Annotated in this window: 6 protein-coding genes; 5 read left to right on the forward strand and 1 reads right to left on the reverse strand. The window is 40.3% G+C overall.

Translation table 11 applies throughout. The annotated features are described in order from the left end of the window. Positions 1–116 precede the first annotated feature (116 nt). Positions 117–1,196, forward strand: coding sequence for a hypothetical protein (locus tag ACOOEY_RS16400; protein ID WP_420385805.1), 1,080 nt, complete (start codon positions 117–119; stop codon positions 1,194–1,196). Positions 1,197–1,205: 9 nt separating this feature from the next. Here the strand turns inward: ACOOEY_RS16400 and ACOOEY_RS16405 are convergent, their stop codons facing one another. Beyond that, on the reverse strand, positions 1,206–2,489 hold the full coding sequence (locus tag ACOOEY_RS16405) for a hypothetical protein (RefSeq protein WP_420385806.1): 1,284 nt from the start codon (positions 2,487–2,489) through the stop codon (positions 1,206–1,208). Between the two features lie 334 nt (positions 2,490–2,823). On the opposite strand from ACOOEY_RS16405, the gene ACOOEY_RS16410 reads away from it, so the two are divergent. The 4 genes from ACOOEY_RS16410 to ACOOEY_RS16425 are packed head-to-tail and all read left to right on the forward strand — an operon-like array spanning position 2,824 to position 17,609. Then, on the forward strand, positions 2,824–4,401 hold the full coding sequence (locus ACOOEY_RS16410) for a tail fiber protein (RefSeq protein WP_420385807.1): 1,578 nt from the start codon (positions 2,824–2,826) through the stop codon (positions 4,399–4,401). Further along, positions 4,398–7,811, forward strand: coding sequence for a hypothetical protein (locus ACOOEY_RS16415; RefSeq protein ID WP_420385808.1), 3,414 nt, complete (start codon positions 4,398–4,400; stop codon positions 7,809–7,811). Before ACOOEY_RS16410 ends, ACOOEY_RS16415 begins: the two co-directional genes overlap by 4 nt. Positions 7,812–7,837: 26 nt before the next feature. Beyond that, positions 7,838–16,762, forward strand: a complete 8,925-nt coding sequence (locus ACOOEY_RS16420; protein WP_420385809.1) for a fibronectin type III domain-containing protein — start codon at positions 7,838–7,840, stop codon at positions 16,760–16,762. Beyond that, positions 16,695–17,609 (forward strand): tetratricopeptide repeat protein, encoded by a 915-nt coding sequence (locus ACOOEY_RS16425; protein WP_420385810.1) that lies wholly within the window; start codon positions 16,695–16,697, stop codon positions 17,607–17,609. Before ACOOEY_RS16420 ends, ACOOEY_RS16425 begins: the two co-directional genes overlap by 68 nt. Positions 17,610–18,127: the final 518 nt, after the last annotated feature.

An 18,127-nucleotide genomic window follows, 5' to 3' on the forward strand; every position in this document is an offset into this window, starting at 1 on the left:
GATATGGTGGAGGACAATAGATTTATAAAGGAATACTGAATATAATTTATGTAAGCGCTTACATAAATTATATATTTAAGCCTCAAATCCGATGACAACTCAAAAAATATTCAGAAATGATTTCTTTATGCTCTGCCAAATTCTCTTCCAAGCATCGAACTGTTTCCCTGGTTTTATGGGCTTACTTTTTATCCATAACCTTCATTTTCGGCCAGACTGACCCGGTTCCACAGAATGGCGTTGACTATATTCTGGAGCGATTTGAGACTTATGAGATTGTAGCGATAGGTGAGTCTCACGCCCTGAAGGAACAATACGACTTCTTGAATAGCTTATTGGACAGCCGAGGCTTTCAAATGGGAGTAAAGAATATTGTGGTGGAGTTTGGTAATAGCCTCTATCAACCGATACTGGATGATTATATCGCAGGCAAACCAGTTACTGATTCGGAGCTTCAAAAAGTTTGGATGAACACCACCCAATCTCCCGTAGACCCGTGGAGTTCCAGTGTTTACTCAGAATTTATTGCGCATGTCAGAGCGATTAATCAAGGATTAGATACTGATGACCAGATCAGGTTGATAGCGGCCGATCCGCCCATTGACTGGAGCAAGGTACATGACAGGGAATCATACAGAGCATTTAGTAATCGAAATGCTGTGTTTGCCTCAATTGTTGTAGAAGAAGTGTTGAAGAAGGGAGAGAAGGCTCTGATTATTGCTGGTGGTGCTCATCTAAGTAAATTGTTTCAACCATCACCTATGTCGAGAACTCCCTCTATTAACCTTCAGATCGAAGAAACTTTTCCCGGTTCTAATTACCTGATTCAGGTAATCACTGGTTTTGGCAAACATACGGAGAGAATCGAAAGTAAAATGGATGATTATCCCACAGAGACAATTGCCTCTATAAAAGATACCTGGCTGGGGAGCATTCCTGCTCCTGTGGCCATCGTACCTGCAGGCACGGTAGTAGAACAGCGTGAGGTTCAGCCCACATTAAGAGAGGATATGTACGATGCTATGCTCTTCTTAGGCAAGCTGAAAGATCTTCACTGGTTATCTGCGCGACCTGAGATCTTTGCCAATGACTCCTTATGGAAAGAGTTAAACAGAAGATCACTGATCAGGTTCAACCATGAACTGACTGATGAGTCAAGAACTGCCGGTGAGCCCCGACCAAAGGCTTATCGCTGAATGTTTAGATTAAAAGCTAAACCCATAGGAGAAGTAGAGCCTCTTGGTGGTAGAAGGCATACTTTCATCACCTGAAACGCCATCACCCGACTCATACCTGAAATAAAGGCCATGTCTTTGATAGAGCACTCCTACCAGTGCGACCCAACCTTTCTCCTTTTTAAGAAAAGGCTCATAGACCTTGTGTTCAGTGATAATGGTGTTGTTGGTTAGCTTGGTAGTATACCTTGTATAATTTCTTTTCTCTGAACCGTAGCCGATGGAAGGTCCACCTCCTAAGGTTAAACTGAAATCATTGAGATTGAAATGGAAAAGGGCAGTTGGTTGCAGTTTAATATAATTCGCTTCCAGCTCATTGTCGGTACTTACCCAGGTTGTACTTGTCGTTTGCCTGAAAGTATTGGCACTCGCTTTTAAAGAGGTATGCATAACTGTAAGGCCAATACCCCAAAAAGCATCTTTTTTAAAACGTAGTTCTGTCATAAGTCCATAGGCCAATGCTGTTTCTGATTCAAAGTTAGCTTCGACTATATACCTTGCCGGATCGCCTTCAAAATTGAGATCAGTAGAGCTGATACCAATGGTGGGAGTGAAAGTGAGGTTAAGTTCACTCAGGTTGAGGGAGATTAGTCTCTTTTCTGCAGGCTTCTTAATTTTCAGTCGGTAGACATCGCCTGTGTACCTGATGCAGTCATTATAGCTCGCCATGGTTTCAACAAGGGAGTAAGCTGAGTAATCAGTATTTTCAACGAGTGTAGTGCTGTTATTGCAATTTGTCAAAAGCTCGGTGAGCGCCTCTTTATATGGATTGATGGTTTTGGGTCCTTCGCTGGTTTGATAGGTTTGTTGAGTGAGTAGAAATAGGCTTTCATCAGACATGAGGTAGAAGCGAATATTATCCTCTGTATCTATGTATTGATACAGGCTGTTCTCAGCTCCATACAGCTTTTGAATAAATACATTGGCCATTGAGGTTTCAATCTGAGGTTCACGATCAAAGGTTCTGTCCTGCCGCGGCCTTTCATCTACTTCTACCTGATGCAGTTCGTAGATTTCATTCCCTGATCTCACATAGTAAGCATCATCTTTGCTGATTACCAGGGCTTCGCTTTTATCATTCTGTCTGAACCTGAATTCCTGAGGGGTGCCATTGCTTTTAGATATACTTATCTCTCCATTTAATATACTTCCTGAAGTAGAAATAATATAGCCCTCTTTAAAGCCTGATTGTCCATAGGACAAATTGGCCAAGAAGGTTAAAAAACAGATGGAAGGTATGATCAGCGCTCTCATGTTATATGAATTAAAACTAATGGAATATGAGAAAAGAAGTCGTGTATAAAGTCGAATAACGATTTTTTTTGAGTGGATAAGGTGTATTTCCTTGAAAGTCTAAGAGTTGTGAGTAAAATATGACTTATCTACTATGTCTTCTTCACTTTTTTAAGACCTCAAAAATTAACAATTGAGTAAAAGATTCAGATTGAGTTGTCCTGTCTTCTTGTAAAGGAAGTTATTATATAATCATGTCATACTTCTATAAATATGATTATTCATATAAAACAAGTTTTGGTTTGGAGAATATATTAATAATCTCTTTTTTCATGAGTTAATAGACACACATTTCATGAAGATACTATCAGCACATTTCAAAAATCTTATATTAATTCTACTCGTGATCTTTGTCAAGGTCAGTTTGGTAGCTAAAGGGCCGTCTGAAGGTTTTTACTTTCAGAATGCAGATAGTCTACCTGCCTATGGTTTCGTTGGTGAAAGAGTAGAATATGCTGGCGTCACAGTACCTGATGGAGTGCTTTTTGCAGATGGTTCGGCCATTAGCAGAGCATTATTTTCCGACTTGTTTGCAGTTATTGGCACTACATATGGTTCGGGTGACGGATCAACAACGTTTAATTTACCTGATTGGAGAGGACGAATGGCCTTAGGGGCCGGCCAAGGCTCTGGTTTGACCAACCGGACACTAGGGCAAATTGGAGGCGTAGAAAAAATTATAGATATACCAGAGCACAATCACTCTTTCAAAATAAGTTCTTCTGGCGGATTTAGTGGTACACCGCAAAGTAACGGTTCACTTGGAGTGGAAGCTGGAGGTGTCGCCTTTTTTTATAATTCTGATACTAACCCAACTGTAGAATTATCTAGTTCCAGTGTGGGGCAGACTGGTCTCAGCACCGGTGTTAGTGTAATGAATCCTTTTTCAGTAGTAAATGTGGGCATTCGATACACCAAAACGACTGCTACAACAAGCTCTAATGGAGCAAGTTTAGCAGGGTACGGTTTGGCTTGGAACCCATCCACCAATAAGCTTGATATTGATTCATTGAACAATGCTCTGTTCTACGAATTTGGAAATGTCGACCTGAATAACTCAACTGTTCAACTGCTTAATGTTCATGCAATTGATAATTCAGTAGGGAATATAGAGTCAGCCGTTTCTATTGAGATTGGGACTAATCTTGGTGCAGCAATGGTATTCTCAACTTTAGATGATTTTTTGATTTCCGAATATATTTTCAAAGGAGCTGGTGGCGATGATTTAACAATTACAGAAGGAATACTTAAAGCTAAATCAGTTTCGGCTGAGAGCTACCATATAAATGGTGGAGGTAGTTTAGGAATGTCACTAGCAGGAAATGGCCTCAATTGGGATGAAACAACAAAGACTCTAAATATCAATAGTGATGTTGGGCTTTGGGAATCAAGTGCATCGGATATCTCTTTTTTGAATGGAAATGTGGGTATCGGAGTAGGTAATGTTTCACATAAATTAGAGGTTGCTGGTACGGGTATGTTTCACTCAAAGCTAATTGTAGACGATACATTATCGGCAAAGAAGGTTGTTGTATCTGCATCACCCGGTTCAGTACCGGATTATGTTTTTTCTAATGACTATCAACTTCTTGCCCTTAGTGAATTGGCTACTTATATCAAAAAGAATTCTCATTTACCCAATATTCCAGCAGCAACGGAAATAGAAAGATTAGGCCAAAATCTCGGAGAACTGCAATTAAAGCTATTAGAAAAAATTGAGGAATTGACGCTTTATACGCTTGAGCAGGAAAGAGAATTGAATGAATTAAAAGGGAAATATAAAGCCTTGGAAGAAGAAAATATCGCAATTCGCAATATCCTGAATATGCTTATAAAGAAAATTGACACATTAGAAAAGAAAGACAACCAATGAGGAATAGATTATTACTGTTTATTGCAGGAACCTTCCTGGCTATTAACCTGCAAAGTCAAGAGCTACCGGAAATTATCCCACCTTCTCCTGAGGCGGTTTCAATAATTCAAAGTGGAAATTCTCCGGTGAACTACTACACAGGTCAACCTAGCCTATCCATTCCTTTACATACCGTTCAATCCAGGGGGTATCAATTTCCGGTGAGTTTATCATATGTGTCATTTCAAGGTATTGGTGTTGAGTCTATAGCTCCCTGGGTGGGATTGGGTTGGGCTCTAAACGCGACAGGTAGCGTTTCAAGGTCAATCAGAGATCTACCGGACGATGAAACAATCAAAGGAACTGGTTATATATACCTTTCTCAACCTGATGTATATGATCCGGTAGAAATGCTGGGATATACCAATGGGTCAAAAGATAAAGAGCCAGACAAATTTCATTTTAACTTCAATGGACTTTCTGGCTCTTTCTTTCTTGGCAGAGAAGGAACAGTAATTCAGAAATCTAAGAGCAATATTCATATTGAGTATACCAAGACCACTGAAATTGATGAATTTACAATAATCGATAATCAAGGGTTTAAGTATGTGTTTAATCATAAAGAGCGTACTCAATCTCTTGGTCAGAGTCAAAGTCCTTCAGATGTGCCGAATGGGGTAACATCTTGGTATATTGATAGAGTATTGGATTCTAATGGCAATGTATTATTGTCTTTCTCTTATTACGATTTAGCTAACCTAAGACATACAACCTTTACTCCACAAGCTATTCTGAATAGTAATATGCCATTTTCAGAAGAGCAGAATATGACTAAAAGTTGGCATACAACCCAAGCCAAAAGAATAAAGGAGATTAGTTATCCAGGTGGTTATGTTAGGTTCAATATATCCACCGATGCCCGGATAGATTATTTAAATGATAAGTATTTAGAGAGCATTGAGGTAGTTGCGCCCGACAGCACTACTATTTTGAAGAAGTTCAAACTGGGTTATAGCTATTTCGGTCAAGATGGAATATATCCTATCGATCATGAGCCTTCTTATCCTGTTTACAACTACACAGCATCAATACCCGGAGATTATTTTAAACGCTTGAAATTGGATCAGGTCCAGGAATTTAATGGCTCTGAAACCGCTTCTTTACCTCCTTATTCTTTTGAATATTATCAAGGTAATCTCCCACATAGATACAGTTATGCCATAGATCATTGGGGTTTTTATAATGGAGAGGAATCTAACACATCTCCTGAGCCTGTCTCAAGGCTCAATTATTTTACAATAGAAAACTCAGGTCCTAATGGAACTTGGGTGCCGGTAGAAAAATTGGCTCTAACTGGAGATGCCAATCGGGAAGCAAATCCAGATTATGGGAAGTTTAGTGTACTCAGAAAAATAACCTACCCAACTGGAGGGTATACTGAGTTTGAATTAGAAGCAAATACAGCTGTTTCTGATGAACTGCCTAACAACAAAGAATTTGTTTCGGTAGAAGTTCCTATCAACAACCAGCCATCATCTGTATTCAATGTTGAGCTAGAAGTGGATGCATTTGCAGTAGTTAGGATGATGGGACTAATTCCTGAGAAGGATTGTAATATTGTTGGCGCTTTTTATGATGCAAATACAGATGAGGAAGTGGAAAATGTTTTTTTGGAATTCGGAAGCAACGGTAACCTTCTGGGTTATGATGACAATATATTCCTAAGGCCTGGTAGTTATTACACAAAATTTCAGTATCAGACGGGGGGAGGGTGTACCTATTCAGGCCCTATCGATAAACTTACCTTATCATTTGAGAATGAAGTTGAAACCAATGTCAAGTATGTTGGAGGTCAAAGAATTAAATCTATCAAAGACCATGACGGCATTTCATCGGCTAATGATGTAATCAGATATTTTTATTATGGTGAAAATGGAGAGTCGGGCAATTCAACCGGGCGATTAGTTACAATCCCAAGATACTTTTATCAAGAGATTTATACTGACTTGTTGGATCCTCCTTTTGTTCCAACTGATTATAAGCCAATTGGTTATGTAAGAGCACTTACTCCTCTTTATCCACTTATGTCTACTAGTGGTTCCATGGTGGGGTATAAGAAAGTGACGGAAGTAAGAGGAGATGCTGAGGTAATGGGAAAAACTGTTTATGAATATACCTCTCCAGAAGATTATCCCAACCTTTATGATGCTTACTTTTTTCAACCCCTCTCAGGAGAAAATCAGTATCAGTCTACATACTTTCCTACCGGGAAACTCTCAATTTACCCTTTTGCTCAGGCAGATGATAGAGACTTCCTTCGTGGCTTGCTTAAAAAACAAACAAACTATGCATGGAATGGTACTTCTTTTGAAAAGGTAAGTGAGACCGAAAATACCTACCAGTTCAATTTTGCGATTCCATTAAGCAATGAAGAGAACAATGGTCAAAACCCTCCTCAAATTGATGGATATACTTCTGTCACTGGTTTAAGAGTAGTTACACGACCTTCTGTTGAAGAAGGTAGTCCTCCAGGCTATCAAGCTGAGTGGTATAATATTTATTCAGGTAGAATAGACCTTAAGCAGACTGTTTCGCGACAATATGATATGACCGACCCATCGGATCCTTTAGAAATAACTACGATTAACTATTGGGATGACCTATCACTGGATTCGGGATACTATAATATTTCGAGGTCTACGACTGTTGGGAGTGATGGTATTCTTAGAGAGACAAAGAACACATTTGCTTACAACGCACCTAGTTGGCTTAATACTATTGTTACCAACGAATTGAAAGATCGAAATATGTTGGCTACAGTTTTAGAACAAAAAACCTATAAGGGAAGCATGCTTCTTTCTGTGGTGAGGAATTTTTTCAATGAATTCAATACAGATCAGTTATACCAGTCTAAGGTAGATGTTGCTAAGGGAGATGATGCACCAGAGACTCGTGTAAACTATCATTCCTATGACAACCTGGGAAATCCCACTGAGGTATCTAAAGAAGGAGGAATCAGGATATCCTATATATGGGGGTATGACAATACGATGCCCGTAATTCAAGGACAAAATATATCCAGTGTCGACCTGAATTCAGCCGTGCAATCCGCTATTAATGCCTGGACTTCAAAACCGGGCTCAGTTACTGATTTGGAAAGTTTACTCATGTATGTTTCTGATATGACCTCATTGACGCACAAACAGGTTTGGGCCGAGTTTATTTCAGAACTTAAGTCACAATCATCCATTACCAGTTTAGTGCCTTTTGCTGCAATTACTTATAAAATAGGAGTAGGAGTTACATCTCAGACCGATTCGAATGGAGAAACAGTGTATTATGAGTATGATTCATTCAATCGTTTAAAACTGGTCAGAGATGATGAAGGGAATATTCTAAAGTCTAACACCTATCACTACAAAAATAACTAGTCCCCCCTAACCTTAAGAAGATACTAATGAAACTAACAATAAACATACAGAGGGCGTTTAATTCCTTGTTTTTACTTTGCCTTGTATCGTCCTTTTCTTTTGCTCAGGGTACTGGACTTTCAATTAGCGAACCATCCTCACCTGCCACAACCTGCGGTACTTATACTTATACATTGAATATACCATCGGGAACAACGTTGCAACCAGCAACTAGTACTTCCTGGCAAATAACGGGAGGAACGAGGGTTTCCTACACAAATACCACAGTGGAAGTTCAATGGACTGCCGGAGGGGGGACTGGTATTGTGCAGTATTCTGGATCGCAAAGTACAGGTGATCCGGTTTCTGCAATGAAAGGCGGAATATCTATTGCTGAAGAAACCATATACCCTGGTTCAATTGGCGGAGAAGATACTGTTTGTTATGACTATGGTGCTGCATTGACGAATGCAAGCCCTCCTACGGGGGGATGTACGGGTTATGAATATCGATGGCAAAAGTCTACCGATAACTCCACCTGGATAAATATTTCAGGAGCTACTGGCATTGAATATTCTTTTCCTTCAGGGCTGACAACGAATACCTGGTATAGAAGGGCTGTTAATTCTCCAGGGCAGAACAATACTGTTTATAGTAATTCAGTGGAAATGACAGTAGAGGTACCTGCTGTTCCTACGGCAATAGAAGAAATTGAAAATGGTAATACATCCTTCAAGGCTCGCTGGAATACTGCCACTGGTGCGGCTTCATACAGGCTTGATGTTTCAACTAATAGCAGCTTTTCCAGCTTTGTCTCAGGTTTTCAAGGTAAAATAGTTAACAGCATAAATAGTGTAGTAACCGGGCTTGCTCCTGGTCAGAATTATTATTATCGGGTAAGAAATGTTTCATCCCTTGGTTGTATATCAGAGAACTCTGGAACTATTACAGCACATACCACTCTTGCTCCTCCTTCTGTAAATACATCATCTAATATCACATCGTCAGGCTTTAGAATTAACTGGACTCCTTCCTCAGGAGCTGCTTCCTATCGTTTAGATGTTTCTAAAAATAGTAATTTTACAAGCTTCATAACCAATTATAATAATAGAACCATCAGTGGAGGGTCTGCCAGCAATCATACACTCACGGGTTTAGATTATGGCACCACTTATTATGCTCGTATCAGGGCTGTTGGGAGTAACGGTGTAATCTCATCTAATTCTACTTTGATTACCACAACCACATTGATGATAGCTCCCACGGCTAATGCTGCGACAGCTGTAACAACGACAAGTTTCCAGGCTAATTGGGGAGGAGTACCAGATGCGAGTTCTTATCGATTAGATGTGTCAGCAGATAATTTTGCTACTTTTTTAGCAGGGTACAATAGCAAGACGGTTTTAGGTACGAGTGAGCCATTGACATCTCTTACACCAGGTAAGGAATATTTTTATCGAGTACGTGCAGTGAGTAGTTCATCAGCAGTATCTAGTAGTTCTAATATAATTACAGTTATAACTCCTATATCGGCACCTACGGTAACATCGAGCAATGTAAGCACATCTGGGTTCAGAGTTAACTGGTCAGCTATAAGTGGAGCTACCTCATATAAGCTGGATGTATCTACTAACAGTAATTTTACAAGTTACTTAACAGACTTTGAGAACAAGATTATTACAGGAGGATCAAGCATCAGTTATGATGTATCGGGTGTTATAACACCAGGAGTACAATATTTCTTTAGACTTACAGCGGTAGGTGAAGATGATGAGTCAATTGAGTCCAATGTGGGTTCGGTGACTCTGCCAATATCAGCACCAACTGTTAGTTCCGCTACTTCTATATCGAATACATCTTTTCAGGCCAATTGGAGTTCTGAAGATGGAGCACTAAGTTATGATTTACAGGTAGCGACTAACTCAGGTTTTACAGAAAACCTTCAAACGATAAATGTTACAGGTATCAACAGAGTGGTGACTAGTTTGGAGGCGGGAAAGACTTACTATTATAGGGCGAGGTCTGTTGGGTCAAATGTCAATTCAACATATTCTACTTTTACCTCTGTAACAACGACCATCACACCGCCTGCAACAAGTCCAGCGAGTAATCTTTCTGCCACATCCTTCCGTGCCAATTGGTCGTCTGTGTCAGGAGTTACCCAATATCGGTTATATGTATATGATAGTGATTTGACTACACCAATCTACGGATATTCTGGTATAGAAGTAACGGGTACCAATCAGGTAGTTAGTGGCCTTGTTGCAGGTAAGAACTACTATTACAGAGTAAAATCAAAAGGGCCGAATGCAGAGTCAGGTTACTCAACGGGGCATGTAACGGCAACAACTACTATCTCAGCGCCAGCTTTGAGTGAAGAGAGTAATAGAACCTCTACCTCCTTCCGTGCCAACTGGTCAGCGGCTACGGGAGTTACTCAGTATCGCTTGTATGTGTATCCTGATAACACTCTGACCACGACTGTACCTGGGTATAATGGTTTGGAAGTGACGGGGATCAATCAGGTGGTTAGTGGTCTTGAGGCAGGTAAGAACTATTACTACAGAGTAAAGTCAAAGGGGCCGGATTTGGAGTCGGGTTATTCAACTGGTTATATAACTGCTAATACATCGATATCGACTCCGGGAGTATTGTCTGCGAGCAACCAGGCCCCTACATCCTTCCGTGCCAATTGGTCAGCAGCATCAGGAGTAACTAATTATCTTTTGTATGTATCAGAGAGTAGTGATTTTCTGACACCAGTATCGGGTTATGCAGGTAAGCAGGTGAGCGGCACTAATCATACTGTAACAGGACTTTCAGAAGGGCAACGATATTATTACAGATTAAAATCAGATGGGCCGGATGCAGATTCGGGTAACTCTTCAACTATAGAGACCAATACAACGATCTCAGCACCTGCAATAGGAAGTTCAACATCAATAAGTGCTACCGGATTTTATGTAAACTGGACTCCTGTGAGTGGAGCGGTATCATATGAATTAGATGTTTCGGAAGATGAGAACTTCACGACTTTCTTCTTTGGTTATGAGGAATTTGCTATTTCCGGAGGATCGACCAGTAGTCAGCAGGTAACGGGTTTAGATTATGGAACGACTTACTATGCACGTGTTCGCGCAGTAGGGCCAAGTATTACTTCTGGTAATTCCAGTCCGGTGACCACAACCACATTGATGATAGCTCCCACGGCTAATGCTGCGACAGCTGTAACAACAACAAGTTTCCAGGCTAATTGGGGAGGTGTTTTCGATGCTGTGGGCTATGAACTTGATGTGGCCGAAGATATTCTCTTCGCGAACATTGTAGGTATTTACGATTCGCTGGATGTTAACGAAACCAACCAGACAGTAACAGGCTTGCAGTCTGGTAAAAAGTACTATTACAGGGTGCGTGCTAAATCTGGCGCAGCAACTTCAGGCAATTCTAATGTTATTGAAACGAACACTTTACTGGCAGCTCCGACAACCAATGCTGCTACCAATATAGGTGAACTGGAATTCACTGCTCATTGGACAACAGTGGCTGCTGCCAGTAAATATGAACTTTACGTTTATCGTGATAGTGGCCTGGAAAATCCTGTTGCATCTTATGATCCACGTATCATTACAGGACAGTCTACTGCAAGTCATGTTATTGATTTGGGAATTATACCAGGTAAAACTTACTACTACAGAGTGAAGTCAGTAAGTTCTCAGGATGTGTCCTCTGATTTTTCTGTACCAACAATTGCTGCCACCACTGATATAGCTAAGCCGACATTGTCCAGTACTGACATTACTTCGGTTTCTTTCGTTGCTAATTGGTCTTTGGTAGGTGGAGCTGAGTCTTATATACTGGATGTTTCAGACGACAGTGACTTTGTTAATATGCTTCCGGGCTATAATGGAAAGTTGATCGCCAATGGAACTACAACTTCAGAATCAATTACAGGATTAGAGGCGGGTAAGCATTATTATTTTAGAGTAATGGCTCAAGGGGAAGATAAAAATTCATTGGTTTCTGACCCACTGACCGTAACCACAGATATTCTACCGCCAGATGTGAGTGAAGCAACCAATATAGGATTGGGTTCTTTTGAAGCCAACTGGATTGCTGCAGAAGGAGTGAGTAGTTACAAACTATATGTCTCAGAATATATTGATTTTTCACCCAACCATCCTTCTTATGATGGAATTGTAGTGACGGGTACAAACCGTCTCGTCAATGGACTTGATCATGGTACAAACTATTATTACAAACTTGTATCTATTGGGGCTGATTTAGTGAATTCAGATGAATCGTTTAAAGTTTCTACTTATACTGACATAGGGACTCCGACAGCGCTGGAAGAGTCAGACCAAACCACTACTTCTTTTAAGGCGAAATGGAACTCAGTCGGACAAGCTCTCCAGTATAGGCTGGATGTGGCAAAAGACGTATCCTTTACAGATTTCCTAAATGGCTACCAGAACAAGAGGATTTCCGGTTCCTTAACTGAAGAGGTAATTACTGGTTTGGAACCAGGTGTCAACTATTACTATAGAGTTCGAGCTAAAGGTAAGGATATCTATTCAGGTTATTCCAGTACCATAGTGGCGTCAACAGTTCCTGATCCTGATATTCTGGTGATAGGAAGTCCTATAATTGGTGGACAGGAAGAGAAGGTCTTATTTACTTCCTCAGGCATTTTTGATACCTATGAATGGAAGAAAGATGGTGAAACAGTAGGAACAAGTAGTACTTATGAAGCGGCTGCAACAGGTAGTTATACCCTGACTGTCACGGTCAGTGGAGTGAGCCAAAGCGGAGTAAGTGATCCTGTCATTGTTAGTAATGCATCAGGTTTTGATCCTGGCGATGAAAACTACGTAATGTCTACGATAGTTCTGCTTGAAGGCATTACCGATGAGACATCACTTAATACGCTGATTATTGGTGAGAAGAACGTTAATATTCAATATGCTGATGGTTTGGGCAGACCAATTGAAACAGTTGCAGTAGAAGCATCTCCAGACAGACGTCATATCGTACAAGCTTCAGTTTATGACCAATTTGGTAGACAGCCAAAGCAGTACCTGCCATATGTGGTTACAGATAATAGCGGTGTATATCAGGCCAACCCTATGGGAGTGGCGGCTAATTCATTTGCAGATTATAACCTCAGCCCTCAGTATGAATTTTATCAGAATACCGCTAAGGTGGCGAGCGATTTGGCTCCTTACGCAGTTTCTGTTTTCGATAACTCTCCATTGAATCGGGTTTTGAAACAAGGAGCTCCTGGTGAAGCATGGCAACCCATAGCAGGTTCTTCAACCGACAAGGTGATCAATATGAGCTATGAACTAAATGACTCGGGTGAAGTGAGACTCTTTGGGCTAAGTAACAACCTGCCTATTCCAATCTCCTTGAATGGCTATTACGAAGCTAATCAGCTAATCAAATCCAAGACTACTGACGAAGATGGAAATGTGATGATAGAATACACCAACAAATCTGGTCAGGTCATACTTAAAAAACTGGAGACCGGAGATGTCTTAAATCCTTGGGCCCAGACATATTACGTGTATGATGATTTTGGGAATCTTAGTGTGGTGTTACCTCCGGAAGCTATAAAGGCCATCGAGAATGGAGATCTTTCTGCAGTTCCATCAGGTTATACATTATTAACAGAAGATCATACTATTACCAGTGCTAATTATACAGGAGGGTCTTATATGTATGTTGAAGGCGTTACGGTGACCATTGATGAGGGTGTAACGCTTGATCCGGGTGCCGAAATTATACCATATGGTATTGATAATGATTTCTTAGACCTATGGGCCTTTCAGTACAGATATGACAGGCGTAACCGCATAAGCAAAAAACGAGTACCTGGTGCGGGTTGGGTATATATGGTTTATGATAAACTCGATAGACTGGTCCTTAGCCAGGATGCTAATCAAAGGGTAGAAAATAAATGGACCTTCACTAAATATGATATTCTTAGCAGACCTGTATTGACTGGTATATATACCGATGCAGTGACTACAGGCCAGGAAGCAATGCAGCTGAAGCTTGATTTATTTGCCGGTTTACTTTACGAAGAGTGGGGTACAGGCCCAATACAAGGCTACACTAATCAGGCGTTCCCGTCTGTAAGTAGTTTGAATGACTACTTGACAATTTCCTTCTATGATAACTATAACAGCTATGTGCTGTCACTATATCCTTATCAGGAAGAGATAGGTTTGCCTACCACTTACTCTACCAACACCAAAGGCAGGGCAGTGGCCTCTATGACTAAGGTTTTGGGAACCACTACCTGGCTCAAAGGCTTGGTTTATTATGATGATGAAGGAAGAGTAATACAGACATATTCCGACAACTATGTTGGAGGTGTCGATAGAACAAGTACAAGGTATGATTTTACAGGCAGGGTACTGGAAACGAAACTCACCCATAATGATGGTAGTGAAGCAACAACTGTTTCCGAATTCTATGCCTATGATCATGCCAGCAGGCTGTTAGAGATGAGTCATCAGGTGAATGATGACAATTCCGTTATTCTGGTTCATAATGAGTACAATGCATTGGGAGAGCTAATTGATAAAAAACTGCACTCAGCCGACAGTACCAATTATGAGCAGTCAGTAGATTACCTCTACAATATCAGGGGCTGGATGACTGACATTAATGATTCCGGCTTAAGCGATGGAGAGAATGATTATTTCGGTATGAAACTCTTCTATAATGAAAATGCTGGAGGAATAAACAGCAGAGCATATAATGGGAACATTTCCGGTGCGAGATGGAGTCTCTTCAGTGAAGGTGCTGGAGTTCAATCAGGTTATACCTATGACTATGACCCATTGAATCGACTGACAAAGGCAAATTATGTTAGTTTTGCGGGAGGATTCTCAGATCCTACTACCTTTGATGTGGATGCTATCAGCTATGATTTGAATGGTAATATCATGAATCTGGTCCGTAATGCCACTAGTTTAACGACTGCTTTGGATGACTTAGACTATACTTATTCAGGCAATAGGCTGTTGAGTGTTTTAGATAATGGTGACATATCCAATGGTTTTAAAGATGGTAATGCCACTGGCACAGATTACACCTACGATGCCAATGGCAACATGATCAGTGATGCCAACAAAGACATCACCTCCATAGCCTATAATCACCTGAACCTACCAGTCTCTGTGATCTTTACAGGGGGCAGGAGCATTGCCTATACTTATGATGCAGCAGGGATCAAGCTGAAGAAAACTGTCAATGACAACGGCAACACTACAGTAACAGATTACAGTGGAGCTTTTATCTATGAAGATGATGTCTTACAACAACTGGCCCATGCCGAAGGTAGGGTCAGAAGAAAGGCAGACAACAGCTTTATCTATGATTATTATCTCAAAGATCATTTGGGTAATACCAGGCTTACCTTCACCACAGAGAACGAGAAGGTGATCTACCTGGCTACCATGGAAACAGCCTACCAGACCTTTGAGGAAAACACCTTCCTGAATGTAGATATGCGGGAGACCAATGCCACAGCCAACTATACAGTTGATGCTACCACCAATGAAGATCAGGTAGTCAGACTCAGAGGTAATGATACCAACAGGCAGGTAGGACCAGGCAAACTGCTACAGGTGATGAGAGGAGATACCCTGTCTATGGAAGTCTTTGCCTACCACGGCTCAGGCTATACAGACAATGACTCGGTAAGCTCCGCCAACCTGCTGTCCGCTTTGATAGGGCTGATCAGCGGAGCTAGCCCGGCAGGTTCAGAGACAGCCAATATCACTTCCAGTATCAATGCCAATGCAGGGAATATCTTTGTGGGGCAGAATGAACTGGATGCCAACAGTCCGAGGGCCTACCTGAACTATATTCTCTTTGACAAGGACTTTGACTATGTAGATGCAGGCTTTGCTCAGGTGACCAATGATACCATCAACGACCACCAGAGACTGTACCTGGAAAGGGCCATCAATGAAGCCGGCTTTATCTATGTCTACGTGTCTAATGAGAGTAACACAGCCCATGATGTATATTTTGATGACCTCAGGCTTACCCATACCAAGAGCAAAGTACTACAGGAAGATCATTATTATCCTTTTGGGATGAATATAAATGCACTGTCTTCTAATGCTCCACTGAGTAAGCCTAATCAGTTTAAGTATAATGGCAAAGAGTTGGATACTAATTTTGACCTGGGGTGGTACAACTATGGAGCTAGAATGTATGATCCACAGATATCTAGATTTACAACAATCGATCCTTTGGCAATGGATTATAATTTTCAGACTCCTTATGCTTATGCTGCCAATAACCCAATCAGGTGGATTGATTTTAATGGTGAAGGGCCTCAGGATCCTCAGCAAGGACCAAAGAAACCAAGTCCACAAAGGACCCAGAGTCAACGTATTTACCCTAAACTTCCTGAAGGCTATTTGAGAGGTATAAGACGAAAGTCCGATTTTGCGAGGACCACTTATTTTGAGTTAGTGGCTAAAAATAATTACCGTGATTATGGGGGTGATGAAAAGGCTAAAGCGATGCTTTGGCAAGTTATTAATGATAATACTGGATTCACTGAAGACGGAGATTTAGTCTTTAAAAAATCTGAATCTGATGGAAAGAATTTCTTTTTAGAAGTTGGTAAGGAAATTGTACAAGTGGGTGCAGAGGAGTATGCAGAAAGGAAATTCACAAAGTGGGCTGCAGGAGGAGGCTCTAAGGCTATAAAAACGGTTGGGAAATTAGGAAAAAAGGGTTTGAGCAATACTTTTGGAATAATTTTAGAGCTTTTCGACTCTCAAGAAACGGGTAGGACTAATGAAAAAATTATGAAAGAGGTTATGAAAGTATGGGATGACTACTTAGATCAAATACAAGAAGAAACCCAAAATAATAATGGAAACAGTAATGGAATGGTACGCAGTGAGGAAGATGAAAAACTCAATAAGGAGGGTGGCAATTAATACTCTTGTAATATTCTTCAGTGGTAGTTTGACCCTGGCGCAAGAGATTGAAAAGGAATCACAGGAAGAACTCCAAGAAGTAGTTAACTATGTTACAGGTCTCATTTCCAAAGGAGATTCTTCATTGTACTTATTTGAGACAAGAGCAATTTCATATTTGAATTTAGGTCAGTTCTCTGATGCTCTTGTGGATTTACATTATCTTCTGTCAAACCAAGATAGGAATGACTATTGGTGGAATCTTAAGGGTTTGTGCGAAGCTGAATTAAATATGCAGTCTGAAGCTATTAAGTCCTATCTTAAGGCAATACAATTCAATGATACAGCCTCTGATTATTATGTTAATCTTGGGATGTCTTATGAAGAATCTGGTAAAAATGACTCGGCTAGTTATAGTTACTCCTCAGCAATGAAACTTGATTCTGAGAATGTTCAGGCTAAAATTAATATGGCGAATTTAATGAGTTCTTCTTCTTTTAATAATTTTGAGAAAGCACTTGGTATTTGGGACAGCCTCATTGATATGGACTCTTGGAATGAAGATTATTATAATGACAGAGGGCTGGTTTTTTTGAAATTGGGCAATTTTAAAAGAGCATTAGAAGGTTTCGAGACGGCAATATCTATTAACTCAGAAGTAGCGACTTTTCATTATAATGCAGCCAGGGCAAATATGGAATTAGGTCTTTACGATGAATCAATGAAAGGCTTTAGTAAAGCTATTCAATTGGACTCTTTGGATTGGAATATTTACTTATTCAGATCTCAATTATTTGAGAAGCTCAATCAGTTTGAGAAAAGTCAAATGGATTATAAACTGTATCTAAAGCTTAAAGACGGTAAGTAATTATGGGTGCTCTTACAAGACGAGTTATACTGATTATAGGTGGTTTTTTAAGGTGGTTGGTGAATTCTTGGAGAGGTGAAAAATCACTTAGGAATTATTTTGAAATGAGTGATGGGTCAGAAGATACTAAACAGAGAAACCTTAATTTCATAGTAGGGGTTTTGTTTATCTTATTGTCAGCAGCCTTGGTCGCGTATTTTTTTACACCTCCGCCTGCTGAATTCAAGAGATACTAGGCATAGTAGGTAATGCTATCAATTATCTGTTGGGGCATAAGGCATTGAAAATTTCAAAAATTAAGGCTGTTTTGGGAACGGCCTTTTCTTTTTTCAAAAGTAGAAATGTATTATTGAGACAATAAACACAAGCTGAGGATAGCTTAAAATGGTTTTTGTTTCCTTGGTGCTATCAATTATCTGGTGGCTTGATAATCTTAAAATACCATTGCACGTCCTTTGAAATAATGTCATAAACCACGGCTCAGGCTATACGGACAATGACTCGGTAAGCTCAGCCAA

It is taken from the genome of Roseivirga sp. (assembly GCF_965216855.1).
Classification (GTDB): domain Bacteria; phylum Bacteroidota; class Bacteroidia; order Cytophagales; family Cyclobacteriaceae; genus Roseivirga.

What these genes read in the sequence shown, in the direction of transcription:
- ACOOEY_RS16400 (WP_420385805.1), top strand. Translation starts at nt 117, where the DNA reads ATGATTTCTTTATGCTCTGCCAAATTCTCTTCCAAGCATCGAACTGTT.
- ACOOEY_RS16405 (WP_420385806.1), bottom strand. Translation starts at nt 2,489, where the DNA reads ATGAGAGCGCTGATCATACCTTCCATCTGTTTTTTAACCTTCTTGGCC.
- ACOOEY_RS16410 (WP_420385807.1), top strand. Translation starts at nt 2,824, where the DNA reads ATGAAGATACTATCAGCACATTTCAAAAATCTTATATTAATTCTACTC.
- ACOOEY_RS16415 (WP_420385808.1), top strand. Translation starts at nt 4,398, where the DNA reads ATGAGGAATAGATTATTACTGTTTATTGCAGGAACCTTCCTGGCTATT.
- ACOOEY_RS16420 (WP_420385809.1), top strand. Translation starts at nt 7,838, where the DNA reads ATGAAACTAACAATAAACATACAGAGGGCGTTTAATTCCTTGTTTTTA.
- ACOOEY_RS16425 (WP_420385810.1), top strand. Translation starts at nt 16,695, where the DNA reads ATGGAAACAGTAATGGAATGGTACGCAGTGAGGAAGATGAAAAACTCA.